19 protein-coding genes are annotated in these 19,326 nt (G+C 68.0%); 8 read left to right on the plus strand and 11 right to left on the minus strand.

The annotated features are described in order from the left end of the window. The first annotated feature begins 28 nt into the window (after positions 1-28). The gene (locus MNR01_RS14310; RefSeq protein ID WP_241918433.1) at positions 29-622 is read left to right on the plus strand and encodes an alpha-ketoglutarate-dependent dioxygenase AlkB; all 594 of its coding nucleotides are present in this window, start codon (positions 29-31) and stop codon (positions 620-622) included. Positions 623-649: 27 nt separating this feature from the next. Here the strand turns inward: MNR01_RS14310 and MNR01_RS14315 are convergent, their stop codons facing one another. From MNR01_RS14315 to MNR01_RS14330, 4 genes are read right to left on the minus strand one after another with little or no spacing between them, the layout of a single operon-like run. Continuing rightward, positions 650-1,294, minus strand: coding sequence for an ABC-type transport auxiliary lipoprotein family protein (locus tag MNR01_RS14315; protein ID WP_241918434.1), 645 nt, complete (start codon positions 1,292-1,294; stop codon positions 650-652). Next, positions 1,291-2,217 (minus strand): MlaD family protein, encoded by a 927-nt coding sequence (locus MNR01_RS14320; RefSeq protein ID WP_241918435.1) that lies wholly within the window; start codon positions 2,215-2,217, stop codon positions 1,291-1,293. The genes MNR01_RS14315 and MNR01_RS14320 overlap by 4 nt, the downstream gene beginning before the upstream one ends. Before the next feature lie 36 nt (positions 2,218-2,253). Next, positions 2,254-3,078, minus strand: coding sequence for an ABC transporter ATP-binding protein (locus tag MNR01_RS14325; RefSeq protein WP_241918436.1), 825 nt, complete (start codon positions 3,076-3,078; stop codon positions 2,254-2,256). Between the two features lie 2 nt (positions 3,079-3,080). After that, the gene (locus MNR01_RS14330; protein WP_241918437.1) at positions 3,081-4,199 is read right to left on the minus strand and encodes an ABC transporter permease; all 1,119 of its coding nucleotides are present in this window, start codon (positions 4,197-4,199) and stop codon (positions 3,081-3,083) included. Between the two features lie 186 nt (positions 4,200-4,385). Here MNR01_RS14330 and MNR01_RS14335 point away from each other — a divergent pair, with 186 nt between their 5' ends. Next, positions 4,386-5,636 carry a threonine/serine exporter family protein gene (locus MNR01_RS14335; RefSeq protein WP_241918438.1) on the plus strand — a complete coding sequence of 417 codons (1,251 nt, stop codon included), beginning with the start codon at positions 4,386-4,388 and terminating at the stop codon, positions 5,634-5,636. Between the two features lie 112 nt (positions 5,637-5,748). Here the strand turns inward: MNR01_RS14335 and MNR01_RS14340 are convergent, their stop codons facing one another. The 3 genes from MNR01_RS14340 to MNR01_RS14350 all read right to left on the minus strand — a co-directional run bounded on the left by MNR01_RS14340 (position 5,749) and on the right by MNR01_RS14350 (position 8,685). Beyond that, positions 5,749-6,117: an H-NS histone family protein gene (locus tag MNR01_RS14340; RefSeq protein ID WP_241918439.1), complete on the minus strand. Its 369-nt coding sequence runs from the start codon at positions 6,115-6,117 to the stop codon at positions 5,749-5,751. 250 nt (positions 6,118-6,367) lie between these two features. Continuing rightward, complete coding sequence (locus MNR01_RS14345; RefSeq protein WP_241918440.1) at positions 6,368-8,080, minus strand: proline--tRNA ligase; 1,713 nt, start codon at positions 8,078-8,080, stop codon at positions 6,368-6,370. 188 nt (positions 8,081-8,268) lie between these two features. After that, positions 8,269-8,685 (minus strand): DUF4124 domain-containing protein, encoded by a 417-nt coding sequence (locus MNR01_RS14350; RefSeq protein ID WP_241918441.1) that lies wholly within the window; start codon positions 8,683-8,685, stop codon positions 8,269-8,271. Positions 8,686-8,767: 82 nt separating this feature from the next. On the opposite strand from MNR01_RS14350, the gene pssA reads away from it, so the two are divergent. Genes pssA through rimI form a run of 3 tightly spaced genes read left to right on the plus strand, consistent with a single transcriptional unit; the run spans position 8,768 to position 10,424 of the window. Next, the gene (gene pssA, locus MNR01_RS14355; protein ID WP_241918442.1) at positions 8,768-9,544 is read left to right on the plus strand and encodes a CDP-diacylglycerol--serine O-phosphatidyltransferase; all 777 of its coding nucleotides are present in this window, start codon (positions 8,768-8,770) and stop codon (positions 9,542-9,544) included. Beyond that, on the plus strand, positions 9,541-9,936 hold the full coding sequence (locus MNR01_RS14360; protein ID WP_241918443.1) for an alanine acetyltransferase: 396 nt from the start codon (positions 9,541-9,543) through the stop codon (positions 9,934-9,936). The genes pssA and MNR01_RS14360 overlap by 4 nt, the downstream gene beginning before the upstream one ends. 53 nt (positions 9,937-9,989) lie before the next feature. Beyond that, positions 9,990-10,424 carry a ribosomal protein S18-alanine N-acetyltransferase gene (gene rimI, locus MNR01_RS14365; RefSeq protein ID WP_241920638.1) on the plus strand — a complete coding sequence of 145 codons (435 nt, stop codon included), beginning with the start codon at positions 9,990-9,992 and terminating at the stop codon, positions 10,422-10,424. 80 nt (positions 10,425-10,504) lie between these two features. Here rimI and MNR01_RS14370 read toward each other — a convergent pair whose 3' ends face one another. The 3 genes from MNR01_RS14370 to MNR01_RS14380 all read right to left on the minus strand — a co-directional run bounded on the left by MNR01_RS14370 (position 10,505) and on the right by MNR01_RS14380 (position 15,353). Beyond that, complete coding sequence (locus MNR01_RS14370; RefSeq protein ID WP_241918444.1) at positions 10,505-13,297, minus strand: valine--tRNA ligase; 2,793 nt, start codon at positions 13,295-13,297, stop codon at positions 10,505-10,507. A gap of 141 nt (positions 13,298-13,438) precedes the next feature. Beyond that, on the minus strand, positions 13,439-13,861 hold the full coding sequence (locus MNR01_RS14375; RefSeq protein ID WP_241918445.1) for a DNA polymerase III subunit chi: 423 nt from the start codon (positions 13,859-13,861) through the stop codon (positions 13,439-13,441). 4 nt (positions 13,862-13,865) lie between these two features. Next, positions 13,866-15,353, minus strand: a complete 1,488-nt coding sequence (locus tag MNR01_RS14380) for a leucyl aminopeptidase (RefSeq protein ID WP_241918446.1) — start codon at positions 15,351-15,353, stop codon at positions 13,866-13,868. Positions 15,354-15,566: 213 nt separating this feature from the next. Between MNR01_RS14380 and lptF the strand changes: the two genes are divergently transcribed. After that, entirely contained in the window at positions 15,567-16,673 is a 1,107-nt protein-coding gene (gene lptF, locus MNR01_RS14385; RefSeq protein WP_241918447.1) for an LPS export ABC transporter permease LptF, read from the plus strand. Further along, on the plus strand, positions 16,670-17,770 hold the full coding sequence (gene lptG / locus MNR01_RS14390) for an LPS export ABC transporter permease LptG (protein ID WP_241918448.1): 1,101 nt from the start codon (positions 16,670-16,672) through the stop codon (positions 17,768-17,770). The genes lptF and lptG overlap by 4 nt, the downstream gene beginning before the upstream one ends. Positions 17,771-17,849: 79 nt before the next feature. Here lptG and MNR01_RS14395 read toward each other — a convergent pair whose 3' ends face one another. Continuing rightward, entirely contained in the window at positions 17,850-18,320 is a 471-nt protein-coding gene (locus MNR01_RS14395) for an RDD family protein (protein WP_241918449.1), read from the minus strand. Positions 18,321-18,365: 45 nt separating this feature from the next. On the opposite strand from MNR01_RS14395, the gene xerD reads away from it, so the two are divergent. Beyond that, the gene (gene xerD / locus MNR01_RS14400) at positions 18,366-19,319 is read left to right on the plus strand and encodes a site-specific tyrosine recombinase XerD (protein ID WP_241918450.1); all 954 of its coding nucleotides are present in this window, start codon (positions 18,366-18,368) and stop codon (positions 19,317-19,319) included. Positions 19,320-19,326 lie beyond the last annotated feature (7 nt).

Here is a 19,326-nt window from a genome sequence, read left to right on the forward strand (position 1 = left end):
GGGCAAATCGCCGTGCTAGCGTTGCTGCATGCCCCTGTCGCCGTTGCCCCTGGCCGATGCCGAACTTCGCCTGGACCGGCACTGGCTGGACCCGGGCCAGGCCGATGCGCTGCTGGCGGCGCTGCGCGAGGAGGTGGCCTGGGAAGTGCACCGGATCCGCCTGTTCGGCCGCGAGGTCGATTCGCCGCGCCTGAGCTGCTGGATCGGCGATCCCGGAACCGGCTACCGCTACTCCGGCGTCCGTTTCGAGCCCCGGCCATGGCCGGCGGCGCTGCGGCCGGTGCGCGAGCGGCTGTGCGCGGAGATGGGCCTGGACTTCAACAGCGTGCTGGCCAATCTGTACCGCGATGGCCACGACGCCATGGGCTGGCACAGCGACGCCGAGCCCGAACTGGGCCCGGCCCCGGTCATTGCCTCGGTCAGCCTCGGGGCAGCGCGGCGCTTTTCGCTGAAGTCGCGCGCCCAGCCGCCACAGCGACTGACGCTGGAACTGCCCCATGGCAGCCTGCTGGTGATGTCCGGCCCGACCCAGCGCAACTATCGGCACGCGCTGCCGCGCACGGCCCGGCCGGTCGGCGCGCGCATCAACCTGACGTTCCGGCAGATCCTGTCAGCCGGGTAGCGCGCTGGTAAAAGCGCGCCAGATGCTTCAGGAGCGGCTCGCAGGCTTGTAGTCCTGGCCGCTGACCAGGGTCCAGCCGGCGATGTCGTGGCCGACGACGACCAGCGACTGCTCGAACGCGCGGGCGACGTCGGCGACCGCGGTGCTCGTCGCCGGCTGCGCCTGCAGGAACGTGCGCGAAGCGACGATCTTCTGGTCGCGGGTGTGCAGCAGCTTCGCCGCGACCTCGATGGTCGCCGATGGCACCGCCTGCCCGGCGTAGTCCGATTCGAAGCGGCGAATCTCCAGCACCAGCTTGAAGTCGGCGGCGATGCCGCTGCCCTGGCGGGCGACGGCGGCGATGCGTCCGGAGTCCTCGAAGGTCCGCAGCAACGTGTCCTGCAGCATCTCCGATGGCGGTCGCGCCCATTGCGCGCCGCTGTAGATCTGGATCTCGCCCGGAGTCGGCCGCACTGCGATGCGCAGGCTGTCGATCACGCGCGCGCCCACCGGGGGCGTCAGCGCAAGCTGCCAGGTCACCGTCGGCCAGCTCGGGTCCGGCTGCACGCGCGGCTCGGGGGCGTAGATGGTCGAGGTGCTGTGCGGCTTGTCGCTCAGGATCGAGCAGCCGGAGAGCAGGGCCAGGACGAGGGCCAGTCCCAGGGCAGGCGCCGTGTTCGCTCGCGTCGTCATTTGGGTTCGAACTCCTTGGGCGCGTCGCGGCCAAGCAGGTAGCGGGTCGGGTTGTTGTCGAGGCGGTCGGAGATGCGGCGCAGGTCGCGCACCAGCAGCCGCAGTTCGCCCAGGGTCGGCCCCAGCTGGGCCAGGCCGTCGTTGGCGAAGCTGTTGATCGCGTTGCGGTTGTCGGCGAGCACGCCGTTGGCGTTGTTGGCCGCCGAGTCCAGGCGCGAGAGCGTGCTGTCGAGCTTGGCGATCAGGCCAGGAAGTTTGGCGACGAGCTCGCGGTCGACGCTCTCGACGGCGCGGTTGGTGGTCGTCAGCGTCACCGACAGCTGTTCGCTGGATTTGCGCGCGCTGGTGATCAGTGTGCGCAGGTCCTCGCGCTGGTCGGCAATCGCACTGGTGGCCGACTCGATATTGGCCAGCGTGTTGGATACGCGCTTGACGTTCTCGTCGCTCAGCACCTGGTCCATGCGCGCGACCAGGCGGTTGGCGGTGTCGGCGATGTTCTGCAGCGCCGAGGCCTCGGTCTGGATCACCGGCGTTTCACGACGGTCGACATCGGCCAGTGCCGGGCTGCCGGGGTTGCCGCCGGTGAGCTGGATGAAGGGGCTGCCGGTGATGCCCTGGATCGACAGCTTGGCGCGGGTGTCGGTCTTGATCGGCGCGCTGGCCTGCAGGCGCAGCAACGCGATCACGCGGCGCGGGTCGTCCGGCGCCAGGCGCAGGGTTTCGACCGTGCCGACGGAAATGCCGTTGTATTGCACCGGGCTGCCTTCGGTCAGGCCCGTCACCGGTTCGGTGAAAAGCACGGCGTAGTTACGCCAGTCCTTCTCCGAGGTGTACTTGGCCGCCCACAAGGCGAACAACAGCAACAGCAACGTCACCACGATGGTGAACGCGCCGATGAGGACGTAGTTGGCCTTGGTTTCCATGTCAGGCCTGCCGGTCCGGGGTGTCGTGCGTGGCGTTCATCGGATTCCGATCTCCAGATCGCGGTGCCGGGTCTTCTGCGCGGCGCGCGCGCGTGGCCCGTGGAAGTACTCCCGCACCCACGGGTGGTCCATCTGTTCGACTTCCGCCAGCGGCGCGCAGGCGATCACCTTGCGATCGGCAATCACCGCGATCCGGTCACAGATAGCGTAAAGGGTGTCGAGGTCGTGTGTGATCAGGAAGACCGTCAGGCCCAGCGCCTGCTGCAGCGTCCGGATCAGCCGGTCGAAAGCAGCCGCACCGATCGGGTCCAGGCCGGCGGTGGGTTCGTCGAGGAACAGCAGCGGCGGGTCCAGTGCCAGCGCCCGCGCCAGTCCGGCGCGCTTGCGCATGCCGCCGGAAAGCTGCGACGGCAGCTTGTTGAGCGCGTCGGCGGGCAGGCCGGCAAGCTTGACCTTGAGCAGTGCCAGTTCGTAGCGCAGCGAGTCGGGCAATTCGCTGTGGTACTCCTTGAGCGGCACCTGCACGTTCTCGCCGACGGTCAGCGACGAGAACAGTGCGCCGTCCTGGAACAGCACGCCGGTGTTGCGCTCGATGGCACGGCGCAGGTCGGGGTCTTCGCTGCGCGCATCCAGGCCGAGCACTTCGATTTCGCCGGCATCGGGCCGGCGCAGGCCCAGGATCGAACGCATCAGCACTGACTTGCCCGTGCCCGAACCGCCGACCACGCCCAGGATCTCGCCGGGGAGGACTTCAAGGTCGAGGTCCTCGTGCACCACCTGCTCGCCGAAGCGGTTGGTCAGGCCGCGCACGCGCACGATCGGCTCTTTGTGGTCGGGCAGGCAGTGGATGGTCTGCGCCATGATCAGATGCCCATTTCCATGAACCAGATGGCGAAGAACGCATCGAGCACGATCACCATCGAGATCGACTGCACGACGCTGGAGGTGGTGCGTTCGCCGACCGACTGCGCGGTGCCTTCGACCTGCAGCCCCTCCAGGCAGCCGATGAGGCTGATCAGCAGGGCGAACACCGGCGCCTTGGCCAGGCCGACGAGGAAATGCCGCAGTTCCATCGTCTCGTGCATGCGCGCCAGGTATTGCTGCGGCGGGATGTCCAGGTTGTAGGCGCCGACCGTGAGGCCGCCGATCAGGCCGAAGACCATCGCGATGAAGGTCAGCAGCGGCAGCATCACCAGCAGCGCCAGCATGCGCGGGATCACCAGCAGGTCGACCGGGTCCATGCCTAGCGTGCGGATCGCGTCGACTTCCTCGCGGCTGACCATCGCGCCGATCTGCGCGGTGAAGGCGCTGGCGGTGCGGCCGGCGAGGACGATCGCGGTCAGCAGCACGCCGAACTCGCGAAGGAACGAGATGCTGACCAGTTCGACGACGAAGATCTGCGCGCCGAAGTCGGCCAGGATGTTGGCGCCGAGGAAGGCGACGACGGCGCCGACCAGGAAGCACAGCAGGGCGATCAGCGGCACCGCGTCCAGGCCGACCTGCTCCATGTGGTGCACGGTGGCCGTGGGGCGGAAGCGCGTGGGCTCCTTGAACATGCGCAGCAGCTTCAGCTGCGTCTCGCCGAAGAAGCCGATCAGGGCGCGGGCTTCGCGGTAGTTGTCGGTCACCGCGAAGCCGAGTCGGGCCAGCGCCGCGCTCACGCCGTACTCGCGCTTGCGGCGCGGGCGATCGTCGGCGACGTCCTCGATCGCCGTCACCAGGGCGCGATGATCGTCGTGGAAGCTGAAGGCATCGAACTCGATGCCGTGGCGGCGGGCAAAGCGGAGCAACTGCAGCACGCCGACCGAGTCCAGCCGGTCGACGCCGGTGGCGTCGACCGCGTCGACGGCCTCGGGTGCGGCGGACAGCGCCTCGGCGATCAGGGTTGCGTAGTCGAGGGTCCAACTGCCACTCAGGCGAAGGCGCGACGGCGCTTGGCCATCGGCGGCGATCTGCGGCGGGTGCGCGGTCGTATCGGTCATGGAGCCTCGGCGCGAGGATACCTGAGTCGGGGGCCGGGGTTGGCGAATGGCGAAAGGGGACTGCGAGTGTTTCGCCGGCTGCCTGGCGGCGACCTGGGGCAGGCTTCAATTGCGGGCGGGCCGGCTGTTGGCTTCTGCGAACATCTCCGCTCCCGCATTCGCTCCTCGCATGCCATCCTTCGCGCCATGTCGAATCCGTCTCCCCTGAGCGCTGCCAGCTACGCCGCCCGGATCAATTTCGTGATCGAGCTGGCCGAACGCCTGCATGCCTATGGCACCACCGCGCAAAGGCTCGAGGGTGCGATCAGCGCGGTCGCGCAGCAGCTGCGACTGGAGTGCGAACCCTGGTCCAATCCGACCGGCATGATCCTGACCTTCAGCGACCCGCAACGGCCGCCGGGCGACAGCGACACCACGCGCGTGATTCGCCTGCCTCCGGGCGAAAACGACCTGTACCGGCTCGCCGAGACCGACCGCATCGCCGAAGACGTCGTCGCCGGTCGCCTTGGCCTGGCCGAAGCACACGCGCAGATGAGCGCGCTCGACAAGCCGCCCACGTGGCGCTCGCGCGCGATGCAGGTGCTCGGTTACTGCCTGGCCGCGACCGCCATCGCCGGCGTGCTGCGCCTGCCGTGGCTGGACATCGCCGTGGCCAGTGCCAACGGGCTGTTGATCGGCCTGTTCGTGCAGGTGTCCGAAGCGCAGCCGCGATTCAAGGAGCCGCTCGAGGCGGTTGCCGCGATGTTCGCCGCGAGTGTGACGCTGCTCGTTGCCACGTATGTGGCGCCGTTGAACCAGAACACCGTGATCATCGCCTCGCTGATCGTGCTGCTGCCCGGCATGGCGTTGACCAATGCCGTCAACGAGCTGACCAGCCAGCACCTTGTGTCGGGCACGGCGCGCTTCGCCGGTGCGCTGACGACGGTGCTCAAGCTCGCAATAGGCACGGTGATCGCGCTGTACCTGGCCGAGATGATCGGACTGGACGCGCAGGTGCGTGCCTCGCGGCCGCAGCCGGAATGGGTGGAGTGGGCGGCGCTGGCACTGGCCTCGTTCGCGTTCGCGGTGCTGTTCCGCGCCAATCGCCGCGACTACCCCAAGGTGATGGCGGCCGCGGCCAGCGGTTACCTGATTTCGCGCTTCGGCGGCCAGGCGTTCGGCAGCCCGGCCGGCATCTTCCTCGCCGCACTGGTCCTGACCGCGGCCGGCAATGCCTATGCGCGCTGGTGGAACCGTCCCGGCGCGATCCTGCGCGTGCCCGGCATCATCATGCTGGTGCCGGGCAGTGCCAGCCTCCGGGGTTTCCTAACCCTGATCCAGCAGCAGGACGTCGACGCCGGCCAGGCGGCATTGCTGGCCGTGCTGAATATCCTGCTGGCGCTGGTGGCGGGGCTGCTGTTCGGCAACCTGTTGTTGCCTGCCCGTCGCAACCTCTAGGCGTCCCGGGTGGGGTGCGGGAGCCGGCAAGCCGGCTCCAGAAAATGATCTGGAATCGGGTCCATTCCCGTGCCGGGCGCATGCGCGGCCCGGCTGGGGGGTATCTGGACGGTTATCGGATCAGAAACTCCTCAACGCCGCGCCCGGCCGCGGTGTGGGCGGCCAGCCAGCGCGGCTGCTTGCCGCGGCCGGTCCAGGTTTCGGCCGGATTGGCCGGATTGCGGTACTTGGGAGCCACCTTGCCCATCGCCTTGCGCGCCTTCTTCGGCGTGGTCTTGGCCGCGGGCTTGGCACTGCGTGTGGCGGGGCCGCCGCCGAACAGCTCGACGATCGTGTAACCCTCGGCCCTGGCCAGCTGGGTCAGCTTGCTGCGCACGGTGGCGATCGGCTTGCGCTTGTTCAGCGTGGTCTTGCGTTTCTTGGCCTGGTTGATCAGGGCGTCGAGTTCTTTCGCGGACAGCGAGGTGATATCGATCGACATGAAACCTCCGAGTGGGCGGGAATTACAGTAAGGAATTGCGGCGGGAGTTGCGGCGGGAGTTATTCGGGGGATTACCGGGCAGAATGCCCTTGAATCGGGATGCCGGATAACAACGGCTGGGCAAATGGCCAGACAGCCGGATCCGTGCAGGCAGCGCAGGATCATAATCCCGCGGCGCCCGCCGAGTAAATCGATTGAATATCGGGGATTATCCGGCGCGGCCGCACGGGTCCGCGCCGGAGGTGCCGATCTATTTGCCGAACTTGGCGAATACGGCGCTGCGGTCGAGATTCTCGGCTTCGCTGGCGCGACGGTGGCGGTATTCAAAGGTGCCAGCCGCCAGGCCGCGCTCGGAGACGACGACCCGGTGCGGGATGCCGATCAGCTCCATGTCGGCGAACATCGCGCCCGGGCGCAGCCCGCGGTCGTCGAGCGCGGTTTCGATGCCGGCGGCATTGAGGTCGGCGTACAGGGCCTGCGCGGCTTCTGCGACGGCGGCATCACCCTTGGGATTGATCACGCACACCACCGCCTGCCAGGGCGCCATCGCCTCGGGCCAGATGATGCCGTTGTCGTCATTGTTCTGCTCGACCGCGGCGGCCACGATCCGCGACACGCCGATGCCGTAGCAGCCCATCGCCGGCGTTGCCGCCTTGCCGTTGGCGTCGAGCACGGTCAGCTTCATCGCTTCGGCGTACTTGCGGCCGAGCTGGAACACATGGCCAACCTCGATGCCGCGGGCCAGGCCGATCGTGCCCTGGCCGTCCGGGGCGAGGTCGCCCTCGACCACGTTGCGGATGTCGGCAACCAGTTCGGGCTCGGGCAGGTCGCGGCCCCAGTTGACGCCCGCCAGGTGATAGCCGGCCTCGTTGGCGCCGACGACGAAGTCGGCCATGGCGGCGACACTGCGGTCGGCGATCACGCGGATGGCCTGGCGCGGACCCACCGGTCCGAGGAAGCCGGGCTCGCTGCCGAGGTGGGCGACGATCTCGGCCTCCGTGGCCAGGCGGTATTCGGCCAGCCCGGCCAGCTTGGACAGCTTGATCTCGTTGACGACGTGGTCGCCGCGCACCAGCGCCAGTACGAACTGGGCGTTGCCTTCGGCGTCGGCACCGATGATCGCCACCGACTTGACCGTGCGCTGCAGCGCGATGCCCATCAGCGCGGCCACGTCCTCGCAGGTCTTCTGCGTCGGCGTGTCGACCTTGCGCATCGCTTCGTTGGCGGCGGCGCGCGGGCCGGGTGCGGCGGCCTCGGCAAGTTCGACGTTGGCGGCATAGTCCGAACCGCTATGGAAGGCGAGCGCGTCTTCGCCCGATTCGGCCAGCACGTGGAACTCGTGCGAGACCGCGCCGCCGATGGCGCCGGAGTCGGCCGACACGGCGCGGAACTTCAGGCCCAGGCGGGTGAAGATTCGGCCGTAGGTGTCGTACATGTTCTTGTATTCGGCTCCCAGGTCCTCGTCACTGAGGTGGAAGGAATAGGCGTCCTTCATCAGGAACTCGCGCGCGCGCATCACGCCGAAGCGCGGACGGATCTCGTCGCGGAACTTGGTCTGGATCTGGTAGAAATTGACCGGCAGCTGCTTGTAGCTCGACAGCTCCTGGCGGGCGAAGTCGGTGATGACTTCCTCGTGCGTGGGGCCGTAGCAGTACCAGGCCTCCTTGCGGTCCTGGATCTTCAGCAGCTGGCCGCCGAACTTCTCCCAGCGGCCGGTTTCCTCCCAAAGCTCCCTGGGCTGGACCGACGGCATGAGCACCTCGATCGCGCCGGCGGCATTCATTTCCTCGCGCACGGCGCGCTCCACCTTGCGCAGCACGCGCAGGCCCAGCGGCGACCAGGTGTACAGGCCGGCGGCAAGCTTGCGGATCATGCCGGCCTTGAGCATCAGCTTGTGGCTGACGATTTCGGCCTCGGCGGGCGTTTCCTTGCTGGTGTGGAGGTGGAACTGCGACAGGCGCATCGGCTCGGCTTCGGACGTAGGGAAGCGGCCATTTTGCCATGCGCCGGGCTGATGACGGGCGCGGGGGACGGGAGCCGGGAGCGGCCCACCGACGACGAAGCGCCGGCGGAGTGCCGGCGCTGCATGGGCTCAAGGCCTTTTCACGGGTTCGCCAGCAAGCAAGCTGGCTCCCGATGATGTCGGGCAGGTCAGCCGCCGCTGGCGACGGCTCCGCCTTCGCAATAGGTCTTGATCTGGGCTTCGGCCAGCTGGGTGCGGTTGGCGCGCTCGGTATCGTTGAGGTTGCGGTCGGGCTTGCCGTCCTTGTCCTCGTCGATACCCACTGCGGCCGTCCCCTGAAGCACCGAAAGGTTGCTGCGGGCGTTGCTGCAGTTGGCGTTGGTCACGGGCTTGGCGGCCGTAGCGGCGGCAGCCGGTGCCTTGCCAGCGTCTTCATGTACGCCGCGGTTCTTGTATTCCTGACCCGCCGGTGGTGCATCCGAGTAGTGGGTGACGCCCTGGGCATCCTTCCACTGGTAGACCTTGGCCGCCGAAGCGGGCAGGGCAAAGACCAGGCACAGGCCGGCGACGAGGCCGGGCAGCAGGCGGAACGACTGGCGGGACATGGTGGCTCCAGGCGGTTGGGAGCGGGAGAAGGTCCGATTGCATCACCGCGCCGGGGCGCAAGCAAGCGCTACACTTCCAAACATGGACGAATTGCAACAAACCCCGCGGCCCCGCGGCCGCGGCATCTACCTGCTGCCGAACCTTTTCACCACCGGCGGCCTGTTTGCCGGCTTCTACGCGATCATCGCCGCGACCCAGGGCCGTTTCGACGACGCCTGCATCGCGGTGTTCGTCGCCGGTATCCTCGACGGCCTCGATGGCCGCGTGGCGCGCCTGACCAACACCCAGAGCGAGTTCGGCGTGCAGTACGACTCGCTGGCCGATCTGGTCAGCTTCGGCCTGGCCCCGGCCCTGGTGATGTACCACTGGGCGCTGGCGGCAACCCGGCTCGACGGTCCCATCCCCGGCAAGATCGGCTGGGTCGCGGCGTTCCTGTATGCCGCCTGCGCGGCGTTGCGGCTGGCCCGCTTCAACTCCCAGGTGGGGCAGGTCGACAAGCGCTGGTTCATCGGCCTGGCCAGCCCGGCCGCGGCGGGGCTGGTGGCCAGCTTCGTCTGGACCTGCGACGACATGGGCTACAGCGGCGAGCAGTTGCGCTATGCCGCGCTCGCCGTGACCGTGGTCGCCGGCCTGCTGATGGTCAGCCGCCTGCGCTATTTCAGCTTCAAGGGCGGCGGTCCGCGCCACGATCGCGTGCCGTTCCTGGCGATCGTGGTGGTGCTGGCCGTGCTGGTGGCCATTGCCATCGATCCGCCACGGGTGTTGCTGGTGATCGGCGGCCTGTATGCGTTGTCGGGTCCGGGTTACGCGGCATACCGCCGCCTGCGCCGTCCGGCAGGCACCGAGGCCGTCCCATGAGTGGCTTGTGGAGCCCGCAACAGCGCGAGTGGCTGCAGGCCATGGGCCACCAGGTTTGGGCGCTGGGTGGCGCGCAGTCCATCGAGGCGGCATCGCCGACCGAGGGCCATCAGGAGGACACGTCTGCACAGGCCCGGCGCGAAGCGGCGGCGCTGCTCAAGGGCGGAGCCGCGGCCCAGGCGCGGCCATCCGCGTCGGCACCGGCGCCGCGTATGCCGGCCGCGACCGATCGCCTGCTGATGGCGGTGTTCCGCGCAGCGGGACGCAACAGTGGCGATGCCGACGTCGTCGCGCTGGTTCCCGACGGAGCGGCACTGCGTGGCAACAGCGCCGCCAAGCGCGCGCTGTGGCCCAGCCTGCGCGCCCTGCGCCGACGGGGTGGTGCAGGGTGAGCGCGCTGGCCGTCGATAGCGGCCAGGCGTCGCCCGCCGGCGCACTGCGGCCGATGCGCGAGGACGACCTCGACGCCGTGCATGCGGTCGAGATCCGCGCTTACGAGTTTCCGTGGACGGTCGGCATATTCCGCGACTGCCTGCGTGCCGATTACCCGGCCTGGCTGTTGCACCAGGGCGGCGAGGTCATCGGCTACTTCCTGATGAGCATTGCTGCCGGCGAGGCGCATGTGCTCAACATCTGCATCGATCCGGCGCGGCAGGGGCGCGGCCACGGTCGCCATCTGTTGCGGGCGATGATGCATGTGGCCCGCGGGCGCGGCGCCGAGCGCGTATTCCTGGAAGTGCGGCCGTCCAACGCGGGCGCGATCGCGCTCTACCACTCCGAAGGCTTCAACGAGATCGGCCGCCGGCCGCGCTACTACCCGGCCCGCGACGGCCGCGAGGATGCGCTGGTAATGGCGATCGAACTGCTGCCGCCCGAGTAGCCCGGGTAAGGCGAAGCCGCACCCGGGATGCCCACACGCCCCGGGTGCGGCTTCGCCTTATCCGGGCTACGCCGAGCCGATCAGCCCAGCTTGGCCCGCTGCGAAGCCAGTGCCTCGCGCTGCAGGTTCCAGTCGGCCAGGCGCTTGCGCTCCTGCTCGACCACCGCCGGCGGTGCGTTGGCGACGAAGGTCTCGCTGGCCAGCTTGTTGTGGCACTTGCCGATCTCGCCTTCGACGCGCTTGATCTCCTTGTCCAGGCGCGTGCGCTCGGCACCGAGGTCGACCAGGCCTTCCAGCGGCACCAGCAGCTTGAGCTCGCCGACCAGTGCGGTCGCTGCGGCGGGCGCGGCAGCGTCGTCGTCGAGGATGTCGATGGCGTCCAGGCGAGTCAGGAAACGAAGCTGCGAATCGAAGCGGGTGACACGGTCGCGATCGGCTGCGCCGCAACCGGCCAGCAGCAACGCAATCGTCTTCGACGGCGCGACATTGAGCTCGCTGCGGATCCTGCGCAGCGCACTGATCATCGCCTTGAGCCATTCGACGTCGGCTTCGGCGGCGGTGTAGTCCTGTCCGGCGAAGTCCGATGCCTGCGGATACGGGCGAATCATGATGGTGGAGTCGGCAAGGCCAAGCTTCGGACCGACCTGCTGCCACAGCTCCTCGCTCACGAACGGCACCAGCGGGTGCAGCAGCGACAGCAGGCGCTCGAGCACGAACAGCAGCGTGTGGCGCGTGCTTTCCGCCGCGTCCGTGTCATCGCCCTGCAGTGCCGGCTTGGCCAGTTCGACGAACCAGTCGCAGAACTCGTTCCAGGCGAACTCGTACAGCGCCTGCGCGAGCAGGTCGAAGCGGTAGCTGGCGAAGTGGGTCTCGGCCTCGGCGGCGACCTTGGCCAGGCGCGAGAGGATCCAGCGTTCGGGGTCGGTCTTCGGCTGCGGCGCACCGCTGAAGCTGGCGCCCTCGGTGTTCATCAGCACGAAGCGCGTGGCGTTCCACAGCTTGTTGCAGAAATTCTTGTAGCCCTCGGCGCGGCCGAGGTCGAAGCGGATGTCGCGGCCGTGGGTGGCGAGCGCGGCGATGGTGAATCGCAACGCGTCGGCGCCGAACGCCGGGATGCCGTCGGGGAATTCCTTGCGCGTGGCCTTCTCGATCTTCTCGGCCATCTTCGGCTGCATCAGGCCGGCGGTGCGCTTGGCCAGCAGCTGGTCGAGCGAGATGCCGTCGATCAGGTCGAGCGGATCGAGGATGTTGCCCTTCGACTTGGACATCTTCTGGCCGTCCTTGTCGCGGACCAGGCCGGTGATGTAGACGTCCTTGAACGGCACGCGGCCGGTGAAGTGGTCGGTCGCCATGATCATGCGCGCGACCCAGAAGAAGATGATGTCGAAGCCGGTGACCAGCACGCTCGACGGCACGTAGCGGTCGAAGCCGCGCTCGGCCATGGCCTGTTCGTCGGGCCAGCCCATGGTGCTGAACGGCCACAGCTGCGAGGAGAACCAGGTCTCGAGCACGTCGCTGTCCTGCGACAGCCTGACGGTGTGATCGAGCGAGTGCCGCGCGCGGACTTCGTCCTCGTTGCGGCCGACGTAGATGTTGCCGTCATCGTCATACCACGCCGGGATGCGGTGGCCCCACCACAGCTGGCGGCTGATGCACCAGTCCTGGATGTTCTCCATCCAGTGGCGGTAAGTGCTGATCCAGTTGGAGGGGACGAGCTTGACGTCGCCGGGCTTTCCATCGATACCCCCGACCAGTTCCAGGCCGCGCGCGGCCAGGCCGTCCATCTTCACGAACCACTGGTCGGTCAGGTACGGCTCGATCACCTGGCCGGTGCGGTCGCCGCGCGGCACCTGCAGCTTGTGCGGCTTGGTTTCGACCAGGCGGCCGGCCGCTTCCAGGTCGGCGAGCACGACCTTGCGCGCTTCGTAACGATCCAGGCCCCGGTACTTCTCGGGCGCGTTGCCGTTGACCGCGGCGACGTGGGTGAAGATGTTGATCAGCGGCAGGCCGTGGCGCTGGCCGACGGCGTAGTCGTTGAAATCGTGCGCGGGCGTGACCTTGACCACGCCGGTGCCGAACTCGCGATCGACATAGTCGTCGGCGATGATCGGGATCTCGCGGTTGCTCAGCGGCAGCGTGACGGTCCTGCCGATCAGGTGGGTGTAGCGCTCGTCGAGCGGATGCACCATCACCGCGACGTCGCCAAGCATGGTTTCCGGGCGCGTGGTCGCCACGGTCAGCTCGCCGCTGCCGTCGCTCAGCGGATAGCTGATCGACCACAGGAAGCCGTCTTCCTCTTCGTTGACGACTTCCAGGTCGGAGATCGCCGTCTTCAGCACCGGGTCCCAGTTGACCAGGCGCTGGCCGCGGTAGACCAGGCCTTCCTCGTGCAGGCGCACGAACGCCTCGATCACCGCCTGCGCGGCCATCGGGTCCATCGTGAAGACGCTGCGCGACCAGTCACCGGACGTACCCAGGCGGCGCATCTGCCGCTCGATGGTGTCGCCGGAGTGCTGCTTCCACTCCCACACCTTCTCGATGAAGCCATCGCGGCCGAGGTCGTCGCGGGTCAGGCCGTCGCGACCGAGGTTGCGCGCGACCACCATCTCGGTGGCGATGCCTGCGTGGTCGGTGCCCATCTGCCACAGCGTGTCGTAGCCGCGCATGCGGTGGTAGCGGATCAGCGCGTCCTGCAGCGTGTGCTGGAAGGCGTGGCCCATGTGCAGCGTGCCGGTGACGTTCGGCGGCGGCAGCAGGATGGTGTAGGGCTCGCCCTTGCCGCTGGGCTTGAATACACCGCTGCGCTCCCACTCTTCGTACAGGCGGGTTTCGAACTGCTTGGGGTCGTAGCTGGAGGCGAGGGTGTCGGTCATCTTCGTATCGTTGGTTTGGCGTCATCCCGGCGAAAGCCGGGATCCACCTTGATGTTGCAGGTGACGGTGACGGCGGAGGTCAACGTCAAACTGGGTCCCGGCTTGCGCCGGGATGACGAGGCGCGATCAGGCGCAGCGCAGTTACATATCGTGCTTCTTCAGCTCCAGCCCGCGCGCCTGGTACTGCTTCCAGCGCTCGCGCAGCGGACCGCGCGCCGAGTCGTCGGCCGGCACCACTTCGAGCACGCGCTCGAAGCTGCCCGCCACCGGCTCGTCGCGCAGGTTGATCACCACCGGGCGCAACGGCGTGTCCGAATCGGGCGTCGCGATCAGCACCGGCGCCAGGTTGTCCTCGTCGTCGCCGGCGACCTGGTGCGGGATGTAGGCGTTCTCGTCGAACTCCCACAACAGCTCGTCCAGTCGCTCGGCCTGCTCGTCGTCGCGAACCAGCACCAGCGTCCACAGGTTGGCGTCGTGCGCCTTGCGCGCGAGCTCGCATACCAGCAGCAGCGGTTCCTCGCGGAACCGCTCTTTCTGGATCAGGTAAAAATCGGCGCGCGCCACGCGATCAGGCCGCGCGGTCCAGCAACCACTGGCTCAGCAGGCCGACCGGGCGACCGGTGGCCATGCCGCGCTTGCCTTCGTCCGAAGCGCTGCCGGCGATGTCCAGGTGCGCCCAGCGCTGGCCTTCGGCGAAGCGGCCGAGGAAGCAGCCGGCGGTGATCGCGCCGGCCCAGCGGCCGCCAATGTTGTAGACGTCGGCGAAGCTGGACTCCAGCAGCGTCTGGTACTCGTCCCACAGCGGCAGGCGCCAGGCGCGGTCGAAGACGTTCTCGCCGGCGTCGAGCAGTTCGGCGGCCAGGTCGTCGTGCTTGCTCATCAGGCCCGAGGCGAACTTGCCCAGCGCGACCATGCAGGCACCGGTCAGCGTGGCCACGTCGACCAGCGCCTGCGGCTCGAAACGCTGCGCGTAGGTCAGCGCGTCGCACAGGATCAGGCGGCCTTCGGCGTCGGTGTTGCCCACTTCGATGGTCTTGCCGGACATGCTGGTCAGCACGTCGGACGGGCGGTAGGCATCGGCGTCGGGCATGTTCTCCACGGCCGGTACCACCACCACCAGGTTGATGGGCAACTGCATGCCGACGGCGGCGACGAACGTACCCATGACGGTGGCGCCACCGCACATGTCGTACTTCATCTCCTCGATGCCACCCTGGGTCTTGAGGTTGATGCCGCCGGTGTCGAAGGTGATTCCCTTGCCGACCAGCACGTAGGGCTTGGCGTCGCCGCCGTTGCTGTACTTCAGCACGATGAGTTTGGGCGGGTTGGCCGAACCGCGGCCGACCGCGAGCAGCGAGCCCATGCCCAGTTCGGTCATCTGCGCCACGTCGAGCACGTCGCACGAAGTGGTTTCGAAGCGTCCGGCGAACTCCTGCGCCTGCTGGGCCAGGTAGGCCGGGTTGCAGATGTTCGGCGGCAGGTTGCCCAGCTCGCGCGAGAACTGCACGCCGGCGGCAATCGCCTGGCCGTGGGCAAGCGCCACTGCATCGTCGCCCTCGCCTTTGCCAAGAATCGACAACTTGCGCAGGCCCGGCTCTTCCTTCTTCTTGCTGGCGCCGAGCGTGGCGGTGTAGCGGTAGCAGGCGTGGTCGGCGGCGATGGCGGCCTGGCGGATCGCCCAGGCGGTGTCGCGGCCGGCGACCGGCACTTCCGACAGCGTGAACAACGCGTGGCTCACCGGGCCGTTGCGCAGCGCACGGGCGGCATCGCCGACCGCCTTGAGGTACTGCGGCACGCCAAACTTGCCGGCGTCACCCAGGCCGATCACCAGCACGCGCGGCGCGCTGACACCGGGCAGATCGTGCAGCAGCGCGGTCTTGCCGGTCTTGCCGCTGGCATCGCCGCGCTCGAGCAGGGCGTGCAGGCGACCGCCGCTGGCGTCGTCCAGGGCCTTTGCGGCGGGCGTCAGGCTGTTGTCAGCAAAGGCGCCAACAACTACACAGTCGGTGTGGGCGGCGGCAGGCGCGTCGCGGTTCAGGTCGAATTCGAGGGCCATCCAACAGATTCCCAGAGCAGTCATAAAAGGGGCTGGTCAGGAACGCCTGTCAGAAACAGTGGGCAGACGTCCAACCAAACTCCGTACAATCGAGAGGCTGTGAGGGGGATGCAATGTCCCCGGCCGCGCATCGCGCAGCCACCTCACGCCCTCGGACGAATTCCCCGATTTTAGATCAACTTCCCAGATCAAGCCGCCCCGAAGCCTAAATCGATGCCCAAGCTTGACCGTTACCTGCTGAGCGAATTCGCCCAGGCGATCTTCGCCACCCTGGTGGTGCTGCTGATCGTCATGGTTGGCGGCGCCTTCACCGACGTGCTCCAGGACATCGCCCGGGGCCGGGTCCCGGCCGGCCTGATGATGGCCCAGCTGGGCCTGGTGCTGATCAAGTGGCTGCCGCTGATCCTGCCCCTGGCGCTGATGCTGGGGCTGATGATGGGGGTCGGGCGCCTGTACCGGGACTCGGAAATGCCGGTGATCTCCTCCATTGGCGTCGGCCCCAGGCGCATGCTCAGGCCGCTGATGCTGGTGGTCGGGCCACTGGTGCTGGTGGTGGCAGCCTGCTCGCTGTGGCTGGGGCCCTGGGCGGACCGACTGTCCAAGGAGATGATCAACGAAGCCAACCGCAACCTGCTGATGGCCGGTCTGGAGCCGGGGGCCTTCGTCGGCATCCCCAACGGCGGCGGGGTCATCTACGTGGCCAACATGTCCAAGGACGGCAGCCAGCTGCAGCGCGTGTTCGTTTACCGCGATGGCGCCGAGGGCCGGATCGACGTGACCACCTCCAATACTGGCGAGCTGACCGTCGACGGGGCCGGCAACCGCTACCTGACCCTCTCCGGCGGCTTCCAGATCGAAGGCGCCCGCGCCGGCGCCAAGGATTTTCGCCTGCTGCGCTATGCCCGCAACCAGATCCTGCTGCCGGCCAATGAGCTCAAGTTCGATCCGGACGCGCCCGAGATGCAGACCACCCTGTCCCTGCTCGGCGACGACCGGCGCGAGGCCAGGGCCCAGCTGCACTACCGGCTGGCGCCGCCGCTGCTGGCGCTGGCTTTCGCCCTGATGGCGGTGCCGCTGGCGCGAAGCATGCCGCGACAGGCGCGCTATGGCCGGATCCTGGTCGGCTTCCTGGCCTACCTGATCGGGCAGAACCTGATGACGGCCGGTCTGGGCTGGCTGGAAAGCGGCAAGATCGCCATCTGGCTGGGCCTGTGGTGGCTGGTGCTGCCGGTGATGGCGGTGGCCTTCTGGATGTACTTCAGTGACGGTCGCCTCGGACGACCGAGGCAGGCGTTCGCGACGGCGAGGCTCAAGTCATGAGGCTGATGCCCAGGATCCACGACATATATGTAGGCAAGACCGTCCTGGCGACCGTGCTGCTGACCTGGGCGGTGCTGGGCGGCCTGGACGTGATGCTGGCGCTGGTGAGCGAGTTCGGCGACATCGGCAAGGGCAAGTACGGCCTGGTCGAAGCCTTCGCCTACATCGGCCTGAGTGTGCCGCGGCGCATGTACTACCTGTTCCCGTATGCGGCGGTGATTGGGTCGCTGATGGCGCTTGGGCAGCTTGCAGCGACATCGGAACTGACCGCGCTGCGCGCCGTCGGACTGTCGCGCCGCCGCCTCGGCATTGCCGTCGCCGGTGCGCTGGCGATCCTGACCGCATTGATGGTGTTCAGCGGCGAGAGCCTGTCGCCGTGGACGCAGCAGCGTGCTGATGCCCTCAAGTCGGCGGCGAAGTCCGGCAACGCAGTGGTCGCGCAGTACTCCGGCCTGTGGGCGCGCGAGGGCGAAACGATCCTCAATGCGCAGGGTGGCCAGGAACGCGAGCGCAATGGCGACCGCTGGCTGGAGCTGCACGACGTCACGCTGTACCAGTTCGCCGACGACGGTCGCCTGAAGTCGATGGCGTTCGTCAAGCGCGCCGAGCATCGCCCCGGCGGCTGGCTGCTGCGGGACGTGACGCGAACGCACTTCGATGACCGTTCGGTGCGTCGCGAGCAGATTGCGCAGGAGCGCTGGAATTCGCAGCTCGACTCTGCGGCGCTGTCGGCGGGCACCGAGCGGCCGCGCTATCTGTCGGCCATGGATCTGCGCACGGCCATCCAGTACCGCCTTCGCAACGGGCTGGATGCTTCGGAGTTCGAGGAGCACTACTGGGGCCGCTGGTTCTATTCGATCAACGTGCTGGCTTTGTGCCTGGCGGCGGTGCCGTTCGCTTTCGGTACGCTGCGCAGTGGTGGCATGGGCAAGCGATTGTTCATCGGCATCGTGTTCGCGCTTGGCTTCTGGTTGCTGCAGACGCAGTTCGTGAAGCTGGCTACGGTGTACAAGTTCGATTATCGCATCGCTTATCTGCTGCCGACGGTGATCATGCTGGGCGTGTCGGCGTTCCTGTTCAAGAAACGCAGCGGCTGATCCCGCTGTCCCGGCGAACCGGAACCAGACCAACTCACCGTCATCCCCGCGAAGGCGGGGGTCCATGGACGTTGCCTTCTTACTTCGGCCGCTTCGGCATCCGCACCATGCGCGTTCCGCTGGCGCGGTCGTGCCACGTCAAGCGGTCGCGGTCGAGCCAGGCCCACCAGAATCCCAGGCCGGCGAGCAGCAGCGAGGCCGTGCCGACGGTGTAGCGCAGCAGCAGTGCGCGCGGTGCGGGTGCGCTGCCATCGGCGCCGATCACCTGCAGGCGCCATGGGCGCATGCCCAGGGTCTGGCCGCCGCGACGCCAGCTCAGCACCGCGTAGGCGGCGCCGATCATCCAGCACACCAGCCACAGCAGCCACTGCAGGAGGCTGAAGGGCGGGATGTTCTGGTGGCTGTCATGTCCGCTGAACGTGTAGGCAAAGGTGAATACCGCTGAAGCCAGCATCCACAGTGCAACCACCGGCCAAAGGTCGTAGAGCAATGCAAGCAGGCGCCAGCCGATCAGTGCGGCGGGGCGGGGTGCGGGTGGGGTCGATGCCATCGCATCAGGATAGCCGCTGCGCTGCACGGCCGCTAAGCTGCGTGCATGAGTGTTCGAACGCCTGCTGATCGCCGTGGCGTGGCGATGGCCTTGCCGCAACTGCGCGACGCCGACGGCGGCGCCATCGCCTCGTTCCTGGATGCGATCTGGGCCGAAAATGGCCTCGCCCAGCCCACGCTCGACAGCTACCGCAGCGACCTGGAGCTGCTCGCGCGCTGGCGCGATGGGCGCGGCGGCGGTCTCGCCGGCGCCGACCGGGCCACCCTGTTCGACTACCTGGCCTGGCGATCGCAGCACGGCTATTCGCCGCGCAGCAACGCGCGGCTGCTGTCGGCGCTGCGCGCGTTCTATGCCTGGCAGGTGCGCCGCGGCCAGCGCGGCGACGACCCGACCGCGTTGCTGGAACCGCCGAAGTTGCCGCGGTCGCTGCCCAAGGCCCTGGCAGAAAGCCAGATCGAGGCGCTGCTGAAGGCACCGGACATCGACGACCCCAATGGCCTGCGCGACCGCGCCATGCTCGAGCTGATGTACGCCGCCGGTTTGCGCGTCAGCGAACTGGTCAACCTGCCGGCGACGGCGGTCAATCTGCGCCAGGGCGTGCTGCGGGTGATGGGCAAGGGCAGCAAGGAGCGGCTGGTGCCATTGGGCGAGGAGGCGCAGCACTGGCTGGAGCGGTACCTCGCCACGGCGCGCCCGCACCTGGCGGGAAAACGCGCGCTGGCCCCGTTGTTCATCACCGCAGGGGGCGAGGCGCCCAGCCGCCAGCAGTTCTGGGCGCTGGTGAAGCGCTATGCGGGATTCGCCGGCATCGACCCGGCCCGGATCAGCCCGCACGGCCTGCGCCACAGTTTCGCCACCCATCTGCTCAACCACGGCGCCGACCTGCGCGCGCTGCAGATGCTGCTGGGCCACAGTTCGCTGTCGACCACGCAGATCTACACCCTGGTCGCACGCGAGCAGCTCAAGCAGCTGCACTCGAAACACCACCCGCGGGGCTAGCGGGAAA

Source organism: Lysobacter sp. S4-A87 (genome assembly GCF_022637455.1).
GTDB lineage: Bacteria > Pseudomonadota > Gammaproteobacteria > Xanthomonadales > Xanthomonadaceae > Lysobacter_J.

Bases quoted from the DNA above. Each gene is read 5' to 3' on its own strand.
- lptF (WP_241918447.1), top strand. From the start codon at position 15,567: ATGCCCAAGCTTGACCGTTACCTGCTGAGCGAATTCGCCCAGGCGATC.
- lptG (WP_241918448.1), top strand. From the start codon at position 16,670: ATGAGGCTGATGCCCAGGATCCACGACATATATGTAGGCAAGACCGTC.
- xerD (WP_241918450.1), top strand. From the start codon at position 18,366: ATGAGTGTTCGAACGCCTGCTGATCGCCGTGGCGTGGCGATGGCCTTG.
- MNR01_RS14370 (WP_241918444.1), bottom strand. From the start codon at position 13,297: ATGACCGACACCCTCGCCTCCAGCTACGACCCCAAGCAGTTCGAAACC.
- MNR01_RS14360 (WP_241918443.1), top strand. From the start codon at position 9,541: ATGAGTGGCTTGTGGAGCCCGCAACAGCGCGAGTGGCTGCAGGCCATG.
- rimI (WP_241920638.1), top strand. From the start codon at position 9,990: ATGCGCGAGGACGACCTCGACGCCGTGCATGCGGTCGAGATCCGCGCT.
- MNR01_RS14345 (WP_241918440.1), bottom strand. From the start codon at position 8,080: ATGCGCCTGTCGCAGTTCCACCTCCACACCAGCAAGGAAACGCCCGCC.
- MNR01_RS14330 (WP_241918437.1), bottom strand. From the start codon at position 4,199: ATGACCGATACGACCGCGCACCCGCCGCAGATCGCCGCCGATGGCCAA.
- MNR01_RS14335 (WP_241918438.1), top strand. From the start codon at position 4,386: ATGTCGAATCCGTCTCCCCTGAGCGCTGCCAGCTACGCCGCCCGGATC.
- MNR01_RS14325 (WP_241918436.1), bottom strand. From the start codon at position 3,078: ATGGCGCAGACCATCCACTGCCTGCCCGACCACAAAGAGCCGATCGTG.
- MNR01_RS14380 (WP_241918446.1), bottom strand. From the start codon at position 15,353: ATGGCCCTCGAATTCGACCTGAACCGCGACGCGCCTGCCGCCGCCCAC.
- MNR01_RS14320 (WP_241918435.1), bottom strand. From the start codon at position 2,217: ATGGAAACCAAGGCCAACTACGTCCTCATCGGCGCGTTCACCATCGTG.
- MNR01_RS14310 (WP_241918433.1), top strand. From the start codon at position 29: ATGCCCCTGTCGCCGTTGCCCCTGGCCGATGCCGAACTTCGCCTGGAC.
- pssA (WP_241918442.1), top strand. From the start codon at position 8,768: ATGGACGAATTGCAACAAACCCCGCGGCCCCGCGGCCGCGGCATCTAC.
- MNR01_RS14395 (WP_241918449.1), bottom strand. From the start codon at position 18,320: ATGGCATCGACCCCACCCGCACCCCGCCCCGCCGCACTGATCGGCTGG.
- MNR01_RS14350 (WP_241918441.1), bottom strand. From the start codon at position 8,685: ATGTCCCGCCAGTCGTTCCGCCTGCTGCCCGGCCTCGTCGCCGGCCTG.
- MNR01_RS14315 (WP_241918434.1), bottom strand. From the start codon at position 1,294: ATGACGACGCGAGCGAACACGGCGCCTGCCCTGGGACTGGCCCTCGTC.
- MNR01_RS14340 (WP_241918439.1), bottom strand. From the start codon at position 6,117: ATGTCGATCGATATCACCTCGCTGTCCGCGAAAGAACTCGACGCCCTG.